The organism is Zoogloea sp., assembly GCF_041911615.1.
Lineage (GTDB): Bacteria > Pseudomonadota > Gammaproteobacteria > Burkholderiales > Rhodocyclaceae > Zoogloea.
Genome location: NZ_JAYROR010000041.1, coordinates 1 through 17,188, shown reverse-complemented (window position 1 = coordinate 17,188; position 17,188 = coordinate 1). Strand labels below are relative to the sequence as shown.

General features: G+C 67.2%; 16 protein-coding genes and 1 pseudogene. 9 read left to right on the top strand and 8 right to left on the bottom strand.

Features of this window, described 5'->3' with window-relative positions:
• Nucleotides 1-922, top strand: a pseudogene (locus ACE3P2_RS05360) (malate synthase A); the annotation flags it as partial.
• A 278-nt stretch (nucleotides 923-1,200) separates the two neighbouring features.
• Nucleotides 1,201-2,085 carry a PEP-CTERM sorting domain-containing protein gene (locus ACE3P2_RS05355; RefSeq protein ID WP_374261832.1) on the top strand — a complete coding sequence of 295 codons (885 nt, stop codon included), beginning with the start codon at nucleotides 1,201-1,203 and terminating at the stop codon, nucleotides 2,083-2,085.
• A 113-nt stretch (nucleotides 2,086-2,198) separates the two neighbouring features.
• Here ACE3P2_RS05355 and ACE3P2_RS05350 read toward each other — a convergent pair whose 3' ends face one another.
• From ACE3P2_RS05350 to ACE3P2_RS05335, 4 genes are all read right to left on the bottom strand, one after another.
• Entirely contained in the window at nucleotides 2,199-2,501 is a 303-nt protein-coding gene (locus ACE3P2_RS05350) for a DUF167 domain-containing protein (RefSeq protein ID WP_374261830.1), read from the bottom strand.
• Nucleotides 2,498-3,070: a YggT family protein gene (locus ACE3P2_RS05345; protein WP_374261828.1), complete on the bottom strand. Its 573-nt coding sequence runs from the start codon at nucleotides 3,068-3,070 to the stop codon at nucleotides 2,498-2,500. Before ACE3P2_RS05345 ends, ACE3P2_RS05350 begins: the two co-directional genes overlap by 4 nt.
• A 15-nt stretch (nucleotides 3,071-3,085) precedes the next feature.
• The gene (proC, locus tag ACE3P2_RS05340) at nucleotides 3,086-3,898 is read right to left on the bottom strand and encodes a pyrroline-5-carboxylate reductase (RefSeq protein WP_374261826.1); all 813 of its coding nucleotides are present in this window, start codon (nucleotides 3,896-3,898) and stop codon (nucleotides 3,086-3,088) included.
• 76 nt (nucleotides 3,899-3,974) lie between these two features.
• Nucleotides 3,975-4,667 carry a YggS family pyridoxal phosphate-dependent enzyme gene (locus tag ACE3P2_RS05335; RefSeq protein ID WP_374261824.1) on the bottom strand — a complete coding sequence of 231 codons (693 nt, stop codon included), beginning with the start codon at nucleotides 4,665-4,667 and terminating at the stop codon, nucleotides 3,975-3,977.
• Between the two features lie 138 nt (nucleotides 4,668-4,805).
• On the opposite strand from ACE3P2_RS05335, the gene ACE3P2_RS05330 reads away from it, so the two are divergent.
• Both ACE3P2_RS05330 and ACE3P2_RS05325 read left to right on the top strand, forming a co-directional pair.
• Nucleotides 4,806-5,849, top strand: coding sequence for a type IV pilus twitching motility protein PilT (locus ACE3P2_RS05330; protein WP_374261822.1), 1,044 nt, complete (start codon nucleotides 4,806-4,808; stop codon nucleotides 5,847-5,849).
• Between the two features lie 59 nt (nucleotides 5,850-5,908).
• Nucleotides 5,909-7,042, top strand: a complete 1,134-nt coding sequence (locus ACE3P2_RS05325) for a PilT/PilU family type 4a pilus ATPase (protein WP_374261820.1) — start codon at nucleotides 5,909-5,911, stop codon at nucleotides 7,040-7,042.
• 117 nt (nucleotides 7,043-7,159) lie between these two features.
• Here ACE3P2_RS05325 and ACE3P2_RS05320 read toward each other — a convergent pair whose 3' ends face one another.
• From ACE3P2_RS05320 to ACE3P2_RS05310, 3 genes are read right to left on the bottom strand one after another with little or no spacing between them, the layout of a single operon-like run.
• Nucleotides 7,160-8,329: a class I SAM-dependent RNA methyltransferase gene (locus ACE3P2_RS05320; protein ID WP_374261818.1), complete on the bottom strand. Its 1,170-nt coding sequence runs from the start codon at nucleotides 8,327-8,329 to the stop codon at nucleotides 7,160-7,162.
• 34 nt (nucleotides 8,330-8,363) lie between these two features.
• Complete coding sequence (locus ACE3P2_RS05315; RefSeq protein ID WP_374261816.1) at nucleotides 8,364-8,780, bottom strand: CopD family protein; 417 nt, start codon at nucleotides 8,778-8,780, stop codon at nucleotides 8,364-8,366.
• Nucleotides 8,781-8,803: 23 nt separating this feature from the next.
• Entirely contained in the window at nucleotides 8,804-9,685 is an 882-nt protein-coding gene (locus ACE3P2_RS05310) for an SDR family oxidoreductase (protein ID WP_374261836.1), read from the bottom strand.
• 42 nt (nucleotides 9,686-9,727) lie between these two features.
• On the opposite strand from ACE3P2_RS05310, the gene ACE3P2_RS05305 reads away from it, so the two are divergent.
• From ACE3P2_RS05305 to ACE3P2_RS05285, 5 genes are all read left to right on the top strand, one after another.
• Nucleotides 9,728-10,753 carry a CDP-6-deoxy-delta-3,4-glucoseen reductase gene (locus tag ACE3P2_RS05305; protein WP_374261814.1) on the top strand — a complete coding sequence of 342 codons (1,026 nt, stop codon included), beginning with the start codon at nucleotides 9,728-9,730 and terminating at the stop codon, nucleotides 10,751-10,753.
• Between the two features lie 40 nt (nucleotides 10,754-10,793).
• Nucleotides 10,794-11,933, top strand: a complete 1,140-nt coding sequence (locus ACE3P2_RS05300) for an EAL and HDOD domain-containing protein (protein WP_374261812.1) — start codon at nucleotides 10,794-10,796, stop codon at nucleotides 11,931-11,933.
• Between the two features lie 193 nt (nucleotides 11,934-12,126).
• On the top strand, nucleotides 12,127-14,208 hold the full coding sequence (locus tag ACE3P2_RS05295; protein ID WP_374261810.1) for an ATP-binding protein: 2,082 nt from the start codon (nucleotides 12,127-12,129) through the stop codon (nucleotides 14,206-14,208).
• A gap of 51 nt (nucleotides 14,209-14,259) precedes the next feature.
• The gene (locus ACE3P2_RS05290) at nucleotides 14,260-16,467 is read left to right on the top strand and encodes a putative bifunctional diguanylate cyclase/phosphodiesterase (protein ID WP_374261808.1); all 2,208 of its coding nucleotides are present in this window, start codon (nucleotides 14,260-14,262) and stop codon (nucleotides 16,465-16,467) included.
• Nucleotides 16,468-16,541: 74 nt separating this feature from the next.
• A complete protein-coding gene (locus tag ACE3P2_RS05285; protein WP_374261806.1) occupies nucleotides 16,542-16,763 on the top strand; it encodes a hypothetical protein in 222 nt (73 codons plus the stop codon).
• Between the two features lie 81 nt (nucleotides 16,764-16,844).
• Here ACE3P2_RS05285 and ACE3P2_RS05280 read toward each other — a convergent pair whose 3' ends face one another.
• A complete protein-coding gene (locus ACE3P2_RS05280; protein WP_374261834.1) occupies nucleotides 16,845-17,174 on the bottom strand; it encodes an SPOR domain-containing protein in 330 nt (109 codons plus the stop codon).
• Nucleotides 17,175-17,188: the final 14 nt, after the last annotated feature.

Here is a 17,188-nt window from a genome sequence, read left to right as displayed (position 1 = left end):
CTTCGTGATGGCCCAGGACCACGTCGGCCTGCCGCAAGGCACCATCAAGGCCACCGTGCTGGTCGAAACCATCCTCGCCACCTTCGAGATGGAAGAAATCCTGTACGAACTGCGCAACCACTCCGCCGGCCTCAACGCCGGTCGCTGGGACTACATCTTCTCCTGCATCAAGAAGTTCAAGAAGAACAAGGACTTCTGCCTGGCCCAGCGCAGCGCAATCACGATGGAAGTGCCCTTCATGCGTGGCTACGCGCTGGCCCTGGTGCAGGCCTGCCACAAGCGCGGCGCGCCCGCGATGGGCGGCATGTCGGCCCTGATCCCGATCAAGGGCGACCCGGAAGCCAACGAGAAGGCCCTGGCCGGCATCCGCCACGACAAGACCCGCGACGCCAACGACGGCTTCGACGGCGGCTGGGTGGCTCACCCGGGCCTCGTCTCCATCGCCATGGAAGAATTCAAGAAGGTGCTCGGCGACAAGCCGAACCAGTTCGAAAAGCAGGTCGAGGGCAAGTTCGGCCCCGAGCAGTGGCTGGACTTCCGTCCCACCACCCCGATCACCGAAGCCGGCCTGCGCAACAACATCAACGTCGGCATCCACTACCTGGGCTCCTGGCTCGCCGGCAACGGCTGCGTGCCCATCCACAACCTGATGGAAGACGCCGCCACCGCCGAGATCTCCCGCTCCCAGGTGTGGCAATGGGTGGTCAGCCCGAAGGGCATCCTCGATGACGGCCGCAAGGTCACCGTCGAGATGGTGCGTCCGATGATCGCCGAGGAACTCGCCAAGGTGAAGGCCACCGTCACTGCCCAGGGCGAGGACACCGCCAGCTACGACCAGGCCGCCGAGATCTTCGACAAGATGTCGCTGACCCCGGAATACCCGGAATTCCTGACCCTGCCGCTGTACGAAGCGATGGAATAAGCCCCGCGGCCATTGCAGCGACCACGACGGCGCCGGTTCATCCGGCGCCGTTTTTCATGGTGGGCCGGATCCGGAAGATGATTAGAAAGGTCATGTTCAATCATCCCCGGCACGGGCGAAGCGATCCGGAGACCGCCGCAGATGTCGACAATTTTTACAAAAACAACAAAATTTAACCCGATGCATAAATTTTTCGTTTAATTGCTTAAAGTTACAAAATTGGCACAGGCTTTGCATCATCAGCGTGCGTCTCTATCCACCGTTAAGGACTTCACGCCATGAAAATCCAGAAAAAAGTCGTCGCAGCCGCGCTGCTGACCCTGGCGCTGCCGATCAGCGCCTTTGCCACCGCCACCCTGCAGAACGCCTATGTGCTCGCCGGCGTCAGCGATTACGGCACCCTCGGCTCCAACGGCAACGCCTCCCCCGGCATCCTGTTCGACAAGGACGGCACCTCCACCTACGGCGTCAACGACTTCCTGACCCCGGGCAGCCCCTTCGAAGGCTTCTACGTCACCTCGTCCAGCGGCAGCTACGCGGCGAACAACTACGGCAGCAGCAGCTTCTCGACCTTCGCGCTGACCCAGAACTCCGCCACCTCGGTCACCGCCACGAGCACCTCCAGCGACGGTCGGCTCGGCGTCACCAACGACTACCTGCTGACCACCATCGGCGGCCGCTCGGCCATCGAGATCACCACCACGCTGACCAACAAGTCCACCAGCGTTCTCGACAGCCTCGCCTTCCTGCGCACCCTGGACCCGGATCCCGACGTGAACGCCTTCGGCTCCTACTACACCACCAACGTCGTCCTGTCCGGCGACCAGGCCTGCGGCACCGGCCCCAGCACCGGCCAGACCATCTGCATCTTCACGTCCGCCTCCTACGCCCACAAGGCCGGCGTGAGCAGCAGCTGGACCACCTCGCCCGCCGCTTACCTCGGCGGCCTGGACGACGGCAACGGCGACTACGCCATCGGTATCGGCTTCGACCTGGGCAGCCTGGCCGCCGGCCAGAGCCTGACCCTCACCTACGGCTACGCCCTGGGCGCCAGCCGCGACGTGGCCACCGGCACCGTGCCCGAGCCGACCAGCGCCCTGCTGATCGCGACCGGCCTGATCGGCATGGCCCGCACCCTGCGCAGCAAGCGCGCCAAGGCCTGATCGCTCCGGCCGAGGCCGAGCCCCCGGCACAAGCCGGGTGGCTCCCCGCACAAAAAAACGGCACACCGCGCGGTGTGCCGTTTTTTATGGGCCGTGAAGGGCGCTCCCGACGATCAGCCGAACGTACCCGCCAATGCCTCCAGGATCGCCACGTCGGCCTCGCGGATGCGCACGCGCTTGCTGCGCGAGGTCTCGCCGCTCACCAGCTCGACCGCGGCGCGCGGCACGCCGCAGGCCTTGGCCAGGAAGGCGATCAAGGCCGCATTGGCCTTGCCGTCCACCGGCGGCGCGGCCAGCCGGATCTTGAGGGCGTCGCCGTGCAGCCCCGCGATCTCCGTCTTCTTGGCACCGGGCTGGATGTGCAGGGCAAGGACCGCACTGCCGTCCGCCGCCCGGTTCAGCCACTGGGCGCTCACGCCAGCCCGAACAGGGTGAGCTTGCCGATCAGCAGCGCGTTCTGCAGCACCTGGAGCACCAGCAGCAGCGCGATGGGGCTCAGGTCGATACCGCCGATCAGCGGAATCACGCGGCGGAACGGCCGCAGGAACGGCTCTGCCAGCGCATTGACGACGCCGGCCAGCGGCGCATGGGGATTGACCCACGAGAAGATCGCCGACATCAGCACCACGCCGGTGAGCAGGTAGAGCGCCACCTTGGCGGTTTCCAGCAGGCCTACGCCCCACATCACGGCCAGCAGGCCGAGGGGATCGGCGCTGCCGATCACGCCACGCACCCACAGCGCGACGAACACCACCAGCACCTGCACCACCCAGGCCGGCAGCAGGCTGGCGAGATCGAGGCCGCCCAGCCCGGGAATGAAGCGCCGCAGCGGCACCACCAGCCAGTCGGTGGTGGCAACGACGAACTGCCCCAGCGGATTGCGGAAAGAGATGCGCTGCCACTGCATCACGAAGCGCGCCAGCAGCACGCCCGAGAGCAGACCGCCGAGGGTGTCGACGAGGGTCAGGAAAAGGCTGCCGAGCATGTTCGTGGCCTCCGGTCAGTCGCGGCCGAGCTGATCGCCGAGTTCGCGCCCGCGCGCCTCGGCGGCCTTCACCGCACGCTCGACGATCGCCGGGAAGCCGTCGGCAGCGAACGATTTGAGCGCCGCCTCGGTGGTGCCGCCCTTCGAGGTCACCCGCTCGCGCAGCACGCCGGGCGACTCCTCGCTGCCCGCCGCCAGTCGCGCCGCGCCGAGCACGGTATCGATGGCGAGCTTGCGCGCCGTCGCCGCATCGAAACCGAGCGCCTCGCCGGAGGCCTGCAGGCATTCGATGAAATGGAAGACGTAGGCCGGGCCGCTGCCGGAGATCGCGGTGACGCCGTCGATCTGCGCCTCGTCGGACACCCATACCGTGCTGCCCACCGCCGAGAGCACGCGCTCGGCCGCGGCACGCCCGGCCGCATCGACCGATGCGTCGGCGAACAGGCCAGTGATGCCGGCGCCGATCAGCGCCGGCGTGTTGGGCATTGCCCGCACCAGCTTGCGGTAATCGCCCAGCCAGCGCCCGATGTCGCCCAGGCGCAGGCCCGCCGCGATGCTGACCACCACCTGCGCGCCCAAGCGCCCCGCGAGGGGCGCCACCGCCGCCTTCAGCTGCTGCGGCTTGACCGCCAGCACCAGCACGTCGCAGGCCAGCGCCACATCGTCGAGTTCGCCCACGGCGCGCACGCCGAAGCCGGCCTGGAGCTTCGCGCGGCCTTCGGCCGACAGCTCGACGACCTGCACATCCGCGCCGTTGAAACCCTGCTTGACCAGACCGCCGATGAGCGCCGCAGCCATGTTGCCGCCGCCCAGGAAGGTGATTTTCATCTGTTCAGTTCCATCCGTTGGAAAATCGGAAAAGTGAGGCGGCGCGCCCACCACACCGGCACGCGCGCCGCGAAGTTCATGCCGTCGGGTTGCGGGCGCCGAAGATCGCCGTGCCCACGCGCACCAGTGTCGCGCCCTCGGCGATGGCCGCCTCGAGGTCGTCGGACATGCCCATCGAAAGGGTGTCGAGGGCCAGGCCCTCGGCGTTGAGCTGGTCCCGCAGCGCCCGCAGGCTGGCAAAGCGCGCCCGCTGCACGGCCACGTCGGGAGTCGGCTCGGGAATCGCCATCAGACCACGCAAGCGCAGCCGCGGCAGGGCCGCCACCGCCCGGGCCAGCTCGGGGAGCGCCGCCGGCGCCACGCCGCTCTTGCTCGCCTCGCCGCTGACATTGACCTGGATGCACACCTGCAGCGGCGGCAGATGCACGTCGCGCTGCTCGGAGAGACGCTCGGCGATCTTCAGCCGGTCGATCGAATGCACCCACGCAAAACGGTTGGCCACTGGCCGCGTCTTGTTGCTCTGGAGCGGACCGATGAAGTGCCACTCGAGCCTCAGGTCAGCCAGCGCATCGACCTTGGCAACGCCTTCCTGCACGTAGTTCTCGCCAAAGGCGCGCTGCCCGGCCTGCGCCGCCTCGCGCACGCTCTGCGCCGGCCAGGTCTTGCTCACCGCAAGCAGGCTCACCGCAGCGGGCTCGCGCCCCGCCGCCCGGGCCGCCTGGGCAATGCGCCTGACAAGGTTTTGGAGGCGGTCGGATAAGCCTGGCATATAATCCTTCACAGCTTGCACAGCTCAATTTCGGGCAAACAAGGCCGTTGAGTATAGCATCGGCCCTTGAGCCGAACTCCGGGCCGCACCGCTGCCCGGCATTCCGCCCGACCTTCCAGCCAGCCACGAGTCTCCAAGATGGATATCACCGAACTGCTTGCCTTCACCGTCAAGAACAAGGCCTCCGACCTGCACATTTCCGCCGGCCTGCCGCCGATGATCCGCGTGCACGGCGACGTGCGCCGGATCAACCTCCCCGCCCTGGCCCACAAGGACGTGCACGGGATGGTTTATGACATCATGAACGACGCCCAGCGCAAGCAGTACGAAGAATTCCTCGAGACCGACTTCTCCTTCGAGATCCCCAACCTCGCGCGCTTCCGGGTCAACGCCTTCAACCAGAACCGCGGCGCGGCCGCGGTATTCCGGGTGATTCCGTCCAAGGTGCTCACCCTCGACGAACTCAACTGTCCGAAGATCTTCAAGGAGATCGCCAACCAGCCCCGCGGCATCGTGCTCGTCACCGGCCCCACCGGTTCCGGCAAGTCGACGACCCTCGCCGGGATGGTCGACTACGTGAACGAGAACGAATACGGCCACATCCTCACCGTCGAGGACCCGATCGAATTCGTCCATGAATCCAAGCGCTGCCTGATCAACCAGCGGGAAGTATCGCGGGACACCCAGTCGTTCAACGCCGCACTGCGTTCCGCCCTGCGCGAAGACCCGGACGTGATCCTCGTCGGCGAAATGCGCGACCTCGAAACCATCCGCCTCGCCCTCACCGCCGCCGAAACCGGCCACCTGGTGTTCGGTACGCTGCACACCTCGTCGGCCGCCAAGACCATCGACCGTATCGTCGACGTCTTCCCCGCCGCCGAAAAGGACATGGTACGGGCGATGATGTCCGAATCCCTGCGCGCGGTGATCTCCCAGACCCTGCTGAAGACCAAGGACGGCGCCGGTCGGGTGGCCGCCCACGAGATCATGATCGGCACCCCCGCCATCCGCAACCTGATCCGCGAGAACAAGGTCGCCCAGATGTACTCCGCGATCCAGTCCGGCCAGGGTTTCGGCATGCAGACCCTCGACCAGTGCCTGGCCGACCTGGTCCGCCGCAACATCATCTCCGGCGCCGAGGCCCGCCTGCGCGCCGCCAACAAGGACAGCTTCCCGGTCTGAGCGCGCTCCGACCCCGAATCGACCCGGCCGGGCCCGCCCGGCAGCAACAGGAAATCACCATGGAACGCGACCAGGCACTCAAGTTCATGCACGACCTCCTGCGGCTCATGCTGCAGAAAAACGGCTCCGACCTCTTCATCACCGCCAACTTTCCGCCCGCCATCAAGATCGACGGCAAGATCGTTCCGCAATCCAACCAGCAGCTCACCCACACGCACACCGCCGAGTTGGCGCGAGTGGTGATGAACGACCGTCAGGCCGCCGAGTTCGAGGCCACCAAGGAGTGCAACTTCGCGATCTCGCCGCCCGGCATCGGTCGCTTTCGCGCCAACGCCTTCATCCAGCAGGGCCAGGTCGGCCTGATCCTGCGGACCATCCCGCAGAAGATCCCCAATTTCGACGAACTCGGCCTGCCGCCGGTGCTCAAGGACATCGCCATGTCCAAGCGCGGGCTGGTGATCTTCGTGGGCGGCACCGGCACCGGCAAGACCACCTCGCTGGCCGCGATGGTCGATTACCGCAACGAGAAGAGCTTCGGCCACATCATCACGATCGAAGACCCGATCGAATTCGTTCACGCCCACAAGAACTGCATCGTCACCCAGCGCGAAGTCGGCATCGACACGGATTCCTGGGAACCGGCCCTCAAGAACACCCTGCGCCAGGCGCCCGACGTGATCCTGATGGGCGAGATCCGCGACCGCGAGACGATGGACTACGCGGTGGCCTTCGCCGAAACCGGCCACCTGTGCCTGGCCACCCTGCACGCCAACAGCGCCAACCAGGCCATCGACCGGATCGTCAACTTCTTCCCCGAAGAGCGCCGTCACCAGTTGTTGATGGACCTCTCGCTCAACCTGCGGGCGCTGATCTCCCAGCGCCTCCTGCCGATGTGCGACCGCAAGGGCCGTGTGCCCGCGGTGGAGGTGATGCTCAACTCGCCGCTGATCTCCGACCTGATCTTCAAGGGCGAGATCCCGGGCATCAAGGACGTGATGAAGCGCTCCAGCGACCTGGGCATGCAGACTTTCGACCAGAGCCTGTTCGACCTCTACGAGCGCAACCTCATCACCTATGAGGATGCCCTGCGCAACGCCGACTCGATGAACGACCTGCGCCTGCAGATCAAGCTCAAGAGCAAGCGCGGTGACCGCGACGTGCTCTCCGGCATCCAGAACCTGGACATCGTCTAAAGACGCCCGTCAGCCTACTGCGCGACCCGATCTTGCAACTGCGATGCTCGCCGTACTCAAGTACGGCTGCGCCTCTTGTCGCAACCTCGGGCCACTCGCTACGGCTGCCGAGCGCCTTTAGTCCGGCTTACTTTCCTCTTCCGGCTTCGGCTTGCGGGCCGACCCCGTCACCATCAGGTATTCAAACAGCCGGCACTCGATAGCGCCGTTGAAGAGCGGCGTGCGCTTGCTGGCTTTGAGGCGGACGCCCTTGGGGAGTTGCGGGTCACCGGTGAAGAAATAGGCCCGCCAGCCGCTCCAGTTGGCCTTGAGGGCGTCGCCCAGCTTCGGGTAGAGCGCCTCCAGTTCGGCCGTATCCGACAGGCGCACGCCGTAAGGCGGGTTCGCCACCAGCACGCCAGCCGGCGCAGGCGCCCTGCGCTCGAGCATGTCGGCGCGCTCTAGCGTCACGCAGCCCTCCAGCCCCGCGCTGCGCAGATTCACGAAGCTCTTGCGGACCTGCCCCTCGACGATGTCGGAACCGAAGATCGCCAGGGGTCGCGGCGCCTGCCGGCGGGCTTCGGCGGTCTGGCGGATCGGCAGCCAAGTGTCCCGTTCGTACAGCTTGAAGCGTTCGAACGCAAAGTGGCGACCCAGCCCCGGCGCCACGTCGAGCACCATTTGCGCAGCCTCGATCAGGAAGGTACCGCTGCCACACATCGGGTCGCACAGGGCCTCTTCGCCGGGCTTCCAGCCGGTGAGGCGCAGGATGCCGGCGGCGAGGTTCTCCTTCAGCGGCGCCTCGACCGCCGCCTGCTTGAAGCCGCGCTTGTAGAGCGGATCGCCCGAGGTGTCGAGGTACAGCGTCACCGTATCTGCCGACAGGAAGGCGTGGATGCGCATGTCCGGCGCCTGGGTATTCACGTCGGGCCGGCGACCGGCCACGGTGCGGAAGTGATCGCAGACCGCGTCCTTGATCTTCAGCGTCACGAATTCGAGGCTGCGCAGCGGCGACTTGTGGGCGGTGACGAACACCCGGATCGTCTGCTCCGGCGTAAACCAGCGCGCCCAGGTCGGCGCGTAGGCGATGCGATAGACGTCGTCCTCGGTGCGGTAGCGGGCACTGGCGATCTCCAGCAGCACCCGGGTGGCAATCCGGCTTTCGAGGTTGGCGCGATAGCACAGCGCCCAGTCGCCGGCGAACTGCACGCCGCCGGGCACGACTTTCGGATCGATGGCGCCGAGGGCGACGAGTTCGTCGGCGAGGAGCGGCTCGAGGCCGCGGGGACAAGGAGCAAAGAAGTTCAAGGCAGCAAATCCGGTGAATGACGGCGGGCGGGAATCAGAACGGCTTCAGCACGACGAGGAAGACGCAGGCGAACAGCACCAGCACCGGCACCTCGTTGAAGAAGCGGTACCACACGTGGCTGCGGGTATTGCGCCCTTCGGCGAAGGCGCGCATCAGGCGACCGCAGTAGAGGTGATAGAGGATCAGGAAGGTCACCAGCGCCGTCTTCGCATGGAGCCAGCCGCCGCTCACCCCGAAGCCGAACCACAGCCACATGCCGAGCCCGACGGCCAGGATGCCCAGCGGCGTCATGAAGCGGTAGAGCTTGTTCTCCATCAGGGCCAGGCGCTCGGTGGTCGCCGCGTCGGTGGCCATCGCATGATTCACGAACAGGCGCGGGAGGTAGAACAGGCCGGCAAACCAGCTCGTCACGAAGATGATGTGCAAGGCCTTGATACTCAGATAAAGCATGGGATCGTCTCGAAGGGTTGAAATCAGGAAGGGGCACCGCTGCGCACGCGCAGCGCGTTGGCGACGGTCGGATAGCGCAGGCGGAAGCGGAGTTCCCGCTTGATGCGGTCGTTGCTCAGGCGGCGCGATTCCGCCATGAACGACAGCGTCAGCGGCGACAGCCGGGTCGCCAGCTCGGTCCGCGGCAGGCGCGGCGGACGCGGCAGGCCGCAGGCGTCGGCAACCAGATCAAAGTAATCGCCCATGCGCAGGCAACTGTCGTCCGATGCGTTGTAGGCGCGGTTCGGGCGGCCCCGGAACAGCGCGATCCCGAGCAGGCCGGCAAGGTCGTCGGCGTGGATGTGGTTGGTGAACACGTCGTCCTCGGGCGTCAGCACCGGGTCGCCCTTCTGCAGACGCGCGAGCGGCAGGCGCTCGCCGGAGTCATAAATGCCCGGCGCCCGCAGCACGCTCACGCGGCAGCCGGTCCGTCGCCCGAAGCGTCTCAGGTGCTCTTCTGCTGCAACGCGACGCAGCGCCCGGGGCGAGGCGGGGCGCGGCGGACGCGTCTCGTCGAGCCATTCGCCGGCACAATCGCCATAGACGCCGGTGGTGCTTATGTAGATCAGGCGACGTGGTAGACTCGCGCGATGCGCCAGCGCCGCCAGCAGATGGCGGGTACGGGGGTCATCGTTACCCAAATTGGGCGGCGGAGCGCAGTAAAGCACGTAATCGGCAACACCGGCAACGCGACCGAGCGTGGCGGGCCGGTCCAGGTCGGCGACGAGGGTCGTCGCCCCCAGGGCACGCAAGCCTGCACGCTCCTCCGGGCGGCGCACCACGGCGCAGACGCGAAAGCGCCGGCACAGCCACGGAATGATCCGGCGGGCCACGTCGCCACTGCCGACAACCAGCACCTGCTTCATTTTTCGACGTTTCATCTGACGATTATCTCACGGCCACCCATCATGTCGTTCCAGGTCACCCTCCAGCCCAGCGGCCTCGGCTTTTCCGCCGACGCCGACGAAACCATCCTCGAAGCCGCCCTCGAAGCGGGTCTGCTCCTGCCCTATAGCTGCCGCGACGGCGCCTGCGGCGTCTGCAAGAGCAGGATCATCGCGGGCGAGGTGGATCTGGGCCGCTTCGCCGAGACGACCCTCACCGACGCCGACCGCGCCGCCGGCATGGCCCTGCTGTGCTGTGCCCAGCCCCGCTCCGACCTGAGCATCGAAGTGCGCCAGGTGAGCCGCGCCGGCGACATCCCGGTCAAGAAGCTGCCGTGCCGCGTGCAGAAGCTCGAGCGCGTCGCCGACGACGTGATCATCCTTCAGCTCAAGCTGCCGGCCTCCGAAAAATTCCAGTTCATCGCCGGCCAGTACATCGACTTCCTGCTCGCCGACGGCAAGCGCCGCAGCTTCTCCATCGCCAACGCCCCCACAAATGGCGATTTTCTCGAATTGCACATCCGTCACGTGCCCGGCGGCTTCTTCACCACCCAGGTCTTCGAGAAGCTCAAGGAAAAGGACATCCTGCGTTTCGAGGGCCCGCTCGGCGGCTTCCGCCTCCACGACTCGCCCCGTCCGATCGTGCTGCTTGCCGGCGGCACCGGCTTCGCGCCGATCAAGAGCATCGTCGAGCACGCCATCGCCACTGGCCTCACCCGCCCGATGACGCTCTACTGGGGCAGCCGCGACCTCGCCGGCCTGTATCAGCTCGAACTCGCCCGCAGCTGGGAAACCCGCCTGCCGGGCTTCCGTTTCGTGCCGGTGCTCTCCGACACCCCCGCCGACGCGCACTGGCCCGGCCGCACCGGCCTTGCCCACGCCGCGCTGATGGCCGATCTGCCCGATCTGTCCGGCCACGAGGTCTATGCCTGTGGTTCGCCGGCGATGATCGACGCCGCCCGCGCCGACCTCACCGCCCGCTGCAGCCTGCCGCCCGACGCCTTCTTTGCCGACGCCTTCAGTTTTTCGAACGACGCCAAGGCTGGCTGAGCCGGCATCGCCGCCCCCCACGCGCCCCGGACCCACGCCCATGAGCAACGCCGTCCTGATCACCCGCGAGCCCGTGATCAACAAGCAGCACAAGATCACCGCCAACCGCCTGATCGTCCACGCCGCCTCGGTCGGTCAGGCCGCCGAGGCGCTGAACAGCCTCGCCGAAGTCTGGCCGGCGACCCACCCGGTATTCGTCAGCCTCTACCGGCTGGTGCCGACACCCGATCTGCTCGCCTGGAAGGCGCCCGCCAACGCGATGGTCGAGATCCCGACCCAGGCCATCGCCCACCCGCTCACCCTGGCGCTGCTGCCCCGGCTGCAGGAAGCCGGCATCAGTCTCAACCTCACCTGGTACCAGCCCGACACCGTGCTGCCGCCCGACGTGGTGTGGCGCTTCGTCATCATCGACGCGAAGCGCCAGCCGCTGCCCATCGCACCGCCGGGCCTGTCGCTGGCCTGGGGGCTCGCCGACGTGCCCGATTTCCGCAACGCCATCGTCAGCGGCTACGACGGCGCCTCCGGCTGGTTCTTCCTGCAAGGGGTGAAGAGCGACGGCAAGCTCGCGCCCTCCCACGCGCAGATCGTGCGTCTGATGAGCCTGGTGCGCCGCAACGCCGAAGTCCGGGAGATCGAAACCATCCTCAAGCAGGACGTCGCGCTCTCTTACAAGCTGCTGCGCTACATCAACTCGGCCGGCTTCGGGCTGATGTGCGAAATCCAGTCGTTTCGCCACGCGGTGTCGATCCTCGGCTACGACAAGCTCCACAAGTGGCTCTCGGTGCTCCTCATCTCGGCCAGCCGCGACCCGTCGGCGCCGGCGCTGATGCAGACCGCCATCGCCCGCGGCCGCTTCATGGAGAAGATCGGCGCCGCCTTCTTCGAGAAAGGCGAGCTCGACAACCTGTTCATCACCGGTGCGTTCTCGATGCTCCACCTGCTCCTCGGAGCCAGCCTGCAGAGCGCCCTCGACGAGATGAACCTGCCCACCCCGATTCGCGACGCGCTCATCGCCGGCGACGGCGTTTATGCACCTTTCCTGAAACTCGCGCGCGCCCTCGAAAGCTTCGACGACAAGCATCTGGCCAGCCTCGCCGATGACCTTCACATCACGCCCGAGCAGATCAACCGGGCTCACCTCGAAGCCCTCGCCTTCGCCGACAGCCTTCAGTTCGGCTGACGCCCAAACCCCGTGAGGCCGCCACGAGCGCAAACTCTTGATGCGGTCGCGAAATGGGTCACGCTCGACCCCCCAAGCCCCCCCCCGGGAGCACATAAGTCACAGTCGGGAGCCGGGACGGTACGGTTAGAATCCAAAGCACTAAATTTGTGAAATACGTGCTTCATTCATGCCAACCACCCGAATATTCAAAATGCGACGTCCTTTAGCAGTACCGACATCGCGCCTGCCAGCGCTGCGGGAAACCGCGGCTGCGCTGTTACGGGTACTTTCGGCTGGCGAGGCGTCTTCGCATGAAATTGCACGCGTCATTATCCTCGATCCCGTTCTGGTTTTCGAGCTCTTCCTGACCGCCCCGCTCGGCAAGACCGATCTCGGCATTCCCCTGCTCGAGCTCGTCGCCGGCCGCGTGCAGCGCGTGGACACCGGCCTGCTCCAGGCCTGGTCCCTGCGTCACCTGATCCAGCAACCGCAGCAGCGCGTGTCGCCCCGCGCCCATCGCCACCACACCCTGCACAGCCTGTTCGTCGCCGACCTGGCCGCCAACCTCGCCCGCGAGATGGGATACCCGTATCCCGACGAGGCCGCGTCCGCCGGCCTGCTGCACGACCTCGGGCTGCTGTGGCTCTCCGAATACGGCGACGCTTACGCCAAGGTGCTCGCCGACGCCATCGACGAGCGCAGCCTGTCCGCCGCCGAGTGGGAGCGCTACGGCCTCGACCACGCCGAGCTGTCCTCCGACCTCGCCGGACGCTGCGGTTTCCCGCCAGGCATCGTCGACGCCATCGCCCTGCACCAGGCCGAGCCCGACTCGGTGGACACCGCACACCCGCTGGTGCGCATCCTCGCCGCCGCCGAAGAGCTCGCCAGCTACCGGGGCAGCCAGTCCGCCGCCAGCCTCGAAGGCGCCAGCCGGCTCACCAAGATCGAAGGCAGCCTGCTGGTGAGCCTGCTCGCCGACACCACCCGCGGTATGCAGGACAAGGTCAAGGGCCTCGACATCGTCGTCGAGCCGACCATGCTCACCCTGCCCTGGGCCGCCGCCGCCGGCGAGAGCGAGCGCGACGTCATCGACAGCAGCATCGCCCGCACCGCGCTGACCGCCTTCGCCCGCAGCGCGTTCGTCGATGCCGCCACCGCCCGGGCCAACTTCGACGCCGCCACCCGCCTGCTGCTCGGCCTCGACGCACCGGTGCTGTTCGTCCGCTCCGTCTGCGACGACGTGCTGGTCGGCGCCACCACGCTCACCCATCCCGGCCTCGAGCAGATCCAGATCGCCATCCGCGACGAGCACAGCGCCCTCGCCGAGGCCTATCGCAGCGGCGCAGAAGCGCGCTACCAGAGCGGCCCGCGTCCGCCCGGCCGGTGCGCGGTCGACTGGCAGCTCGCCCGCTGGCTCGACAGCGACGGACTGCTCTGCGTGCCCTGGCAGAACAGCCACGAATCCGGCGTCGCCGTGTTCCCGTGCTCCAGCACCGAGATGCCGGGCACCGGCATCGAACCCGGCCTGCGCAAGACCGTCACCGACGCCGCCACCGCGCGCATCTCCGAACGCCGCGCCGACGACCAGATGCGCCTCGACCTCGAGGAGAGCATCGCCCGCCGCTACGTGGACCACGCCCGCCGCATCGCCCACGAGGCCAGCAACCCGCTCACCGTCATCAAGACCTACCTCGGCCTCATCGACGAGCGCCTCGAAGATCCGACCCTGAAGGAACAACTCGGCCTGCTGAGCGAAGAACTCGACCGCGTCGGCGCCCTCGTGCGCAAAGCCAGCGACTTCACCTCGATCACCCCGTCGGGCCCGGCCCACAGCGGCGTCGCCGAGATCCTGCACGATCTGCGCGCCCTGTACGGCGAAGCGCTGTTCGCGCGCAAGGGGATCAACTTCGAGCTGCGCACCTCGCCCAACCTGCCGGCCGCCGCCATTCCGCCCGATGCGCTCAAGCAGGTCTTCCTCAACCTGTTCAAGAACGCCGCCGAAGCCATCCCCGAAGGCGGCAAGCTCACTGTCTCTGCGGTCGCCGGCATCAACGCCAACGGCAGCCCGTGCATGGAAATCCGCATCGTGGACAACGGCCCCGGCCTTGCGCCCGAGCGCGTCGAAACGCTATTCACCGCCGGCGCCCGCAACAGCGACAAACCGGGCGGTGGGGTCGGCCTGCCGCTGGTCCGCGAACTCGTCGCCGCCGTGGGCGGAACCATCCTGTGTCGCAGTCAGCCGGGCTCCGGCACGGTCTTCCAGATCTTCATGCCACTGGCGGCAACCCACTGACTTGATGCATCATTGCGGCGCTAATTAGAAGAACCATGTCCAGGAGTCACAATGGTCATCCCCTGGGAAGGTCCATTCTTCCCAACGGAGGCTAGCCGGCGGGCGCCAGCCGAGTCTCTCACCCGAATCCTCGTCGTCGACGATGAGCCGTCCTTGCGGAGGTCGGTTGCCGCCCTCCTTCAGGGCAGCGACCGGCTGATCGAGGATTGCGGCTCCGTGGCCGAGACCCTCGCGCGCCTGAACACCCGCTCCTACGACCTGCTGATCCTCGACTATCGCCTGCCCGACGCCTCCGGCCTGGCGATCATGGACTGGCTCATCAGCAACGACCGCCGCGAATCCGTCATCATGATCAGCGGCGAACAGTCCATCGACGCCGCCATCGGCGCCCTGCGTCGCGGCGCCGACGACTTCCTGGTCAAACCCTACAACGCCGAGCAGCTGCGCCGCGCCGTCGCCAACACCCTGGTCAAGCGCCAGGCCGACCGCAACCACCGCGTCAACCAGCAGCGCCTGCAGTCGTCGGAGCAGATGCACCGCTACCTCGTCGAGAACTCCCTCGACCTGATCTACACCCTGGACGCCGAAGGCCGCTTCAACTACCTCAACCTGCGCATCGAATCGCTCCTCGGGCACCCGCGCAACGCGCTGATCGGCAAGCACTTCTCCGAAATCGTCCACCCCGAGGACCTGGAGCGCGCGCGCTTCACCTTCAACGAGCGCCGCACCGGCCCCCGTGCCACCAGCAACATGGAACTGCGCCTTGCGCGCAACCCCTATGGCGCCGACGGCGACGACACCGGTCCGGTCGCCATCGTCCTCAACGCGATGGGGATCTACAACAGCACCGAATCCCGGGCGCCGTCCCATTACGCCGGCACCTACGGCGCCGCCCGCAGCCTGCCGCCGATGCGCACCATCGACAGCGCGCCGTGCTACCAGACCTACCACGATCCGCTCACCCAGCTCCCCAACAGCGACCTGTTCCGCGACCGCCTCAACCTGGCCATCACCCAGGCCAAGCGCCGTAAGGGGCTGATTGCGGTCATGTTCATCGACATGGACCGCTTCAAGCAGGTGAACGAAACCTACGGCCAGGGCGAAGGCGACGCGCTGCTGCGCTCGATCGCGCTGCGTCTGAAGCAATGCCTGCGCCGTGGCGACACCCTCACCCGCCACCGCAGCGACGAATTCGTCGTGCTGCTGCCCGACATCAACGACCAGGAAGACACCCGCGCCATCGCCGAAAAGGTGCTGCTCGCCTTCCGCAAGCCCTTCCCGCTGGGCGAGGGCGAAGTCACCATTACGATCAGCATGGGCATCGCCCTGCACCCCGAGGACGGCGACACCGCCGAAGATCTCGTCCAGCACGCCAGCGTGGCGATGCACCAGGTCAAGGGCGACGGGCGCAACGCCTACAGTTTCTTCTCGCCGGACATGCACGCCAGCTACCGCACCCGCGTGTCCCTCGAAAAGGAATTGCGTCAGGCCATCGCCCGCAACGAATTCGAGCTCCACTACCAGCCGCTCATCAGCATCGCCCACGACCGCATCGTCGGCCTGGAAGCCCTGGTGCGCTGGCAGCACCCCTCCCACGGCCTGGTGGCGCCCTCGCGCTTCATCCACTTCGCCGAGGAAGCCGGAATCATCCACGAAATCAGCCGCTGGGTGCTCGAAACCGGCTGCGCGCAACTTGCCGCGTGGCGTCGTCAGTTCCCCGAGCTACGCCTCACCACCAACCTGTCGTCCCGGGATTTCGATCAGTCCGACCTCGCTGACACCGTCTCGCGCACCCTGTCGCGCAATGGCCTCGCCGCCAACAGTCTCGAGCTCGAGATCGCCGAAAGCCTGCTCCTCGAAAACAGCGAGCGGGTCGCCCCCCGCCTGCAGAACCTGCGCGAGCTCGGCGTCGGCGTCGCCATCCACGATTTCGGCACCGGCTATTCGTCGCTGGCGAGCCTGCAACGCTTCGGCGTCACCCGCCTGAAGATCGACCGCAGCTTCGTCAAGGACATCAACGGCCACGGCAACCACCCCATCGTCAGCGCGATTGCCGGCATTGCCCGCGGCTTCGACATCCGCCTCGCCGCTGAAGGCATCGAGCGCGGCGACCAGATGAACACCCTCGGCGGGCTGGGTTGCGACGAGATGCAGGGCTTCCTGTTCTCGCGCCCGGTCGACGCCGACACCGCCAGCCGCCTGCTGCGCGACTTCCGCCCTTCCCGCCTGATCGGCGCCGGCGCACCGCTCAGCGCCTGAGCGCGGCCCCACCTCAAACCGTCACACTCCGCCGCTAGATTTGCGCCATCGCCGACTCCCTGGAGGAAATCGTCATGGGCAAATTCCGCCTCGTCCTGGCCTCACCCCGCCAACCCGACACCCCACGCTTAGTGGCCGAACACCTCGACCCCGGCTGGCTCAAGCAACGCGGCTATGAGATCGCCCGCACCCTCGGCGATGCCGCCGCCGTCTGGGCCGCCCGGCCGGAAGGCGACGCCCCGCAACTGGCGCTGCACTGCCGCACCGGCCACGCCCTGGCAATCGTCGCCGAATAACCCGCGCGCCCCGGCATCGCGCCGGTCGACGACAAACGGCGGCCGTCCGGGCCGCCGTTTGTCGTCGATGTACCTTGGACCTCAGCGCCGGAACGGAATCATCTCGGCGGCCGAGAATCCCTTCTCGCGCAGGCGCGCCTGCGCCGCCAGCGCATCGCGCCGATCGTTGAACGGCCCGACCACGACCCGCGTCTCGAGCTGGGCCGGAATTCCGTCGGCCATCAGGCGGGCGCGCAGCGCGTCGGCCTGGGCAGGCGTCGAAAACACACCAACCTGCAGCAAATAGGCCGTCGAGGGCTCACTTGCCGCGGGCGACGGGCGGGTCGGCACGGCCGGCGTGGCCGGCGATGAGGGTTGGGCGGGACTGGCAGCCGTCTGCGGCAACGCCGGGCGGGCCGGCAGCGGCGTCATGGCCGCGGGCGCCG

Excerpts from the sequence above, each read along its gene's own strand:
- ACE3P2_RS05300 (WP_374261812.1), top strand. The coding sequence starts at position 10,794 with ATGAGCAACGCCGTCCTGATCACCCGCGAGCCCGTGATCAACAAGCAG.
- ACE3P2_RS05325 (WP_374261820.1), top strand. The coding sequence starts at position 5,909 with ATGGAACGCGACCAGGCACTCAAGTTCATGCACGACCTCCTGCGGCTC.
- ACE3P2_RS05355 (WP_374261832.1), top strand. The coding sequence starts at position 1,201 with ATGAAAATCCAGAAAAAAGTCGTCGCAGCCGCGCTGCTGACCCTGGCG.
- ACE3P2_RS05345 (WP_374261828.1), bottom strand. The coding sequence starts at position 3,070 with ATGCTCGGCAGCCTTTTCCTGACCCTCGTCGACACCCTCGGCGGTCTG.
- ACE3P2_RS05285 (WP_374261806.1), top strand. The coding sequence starts at position 16,542 with ATGGGCAAATTCCGCCTCGTCCTGGCCTCACCCCGCCAACCCGACACC.
- ACE3P2_RS05290 (WP_374261808.1), top strand. The coding sequence starts at position 14,260 with ATGGTCATCCCCTGGGAAGGTCCATTCTTCCCAACGGAGGCTAGCCGG.
- ACE3P2_RS05305 (WP_374261814.1), top strand. The coding sequence starts at position 9,728 with ATGTCGTTCCAGGTCACCCTCCAGCCCAGCGGCCTCGGCTTTTCCGCC.
- ACE3P2_RS05335 (WP_374261824.1), bottom strand. The coding sequence starts at position 4,667 with ATGCCAGGCTTATCCGACCGCCTCCAAAACCTTGTCAGGCGCATTGCC.
- ACE3P2_RS05280 (WP_374261834.1), bottom strand. The coding sequence starts at position 17,174 with ATGACGCCGCTGCCGGCCCGCCCGGCGTTGCCGCAGACGGCTGCCAGT.
- ACE3P2_RS05310 (WP_374261836.1), bottom strand. The coding sequence starts at position 9,685 with ATGAAGCAGGTGCTGGTTGTCGGCAGTGGCGACGTGGCCCGCCGGATC.
- ACE3P2_RS05295 (WP_374261810.1), top strand. The coding sequence starts at position 12,127 with ATGCGACGTCCTTTAGCAGTACCGACATCGCGCCTGCCAGCGCTGCGG.
- ACE3P2_RS05315 (WP_374261816.1), bottom strand. The coding sequence starts at position 8,780 with ATGCTTTATCTGAGTATCAAGGCCTTGCACATCATCTTCGTGACGAGC.
- ACE3P2_RS05330 (WP_374261822.1), top strand. The coding sequence starts at position 4,806 with ATGGATATCACCGAACTGCTTGCCTTCACCGTCAAGAACAAGGCCTCC.
- proC (WP_374261826.1), bottom strand. The coding sequence starts at position 3,898 with ATGAAAATCACCTTCCTGGGCGGCGGCAACATGGCTGCGGCGCTCATC.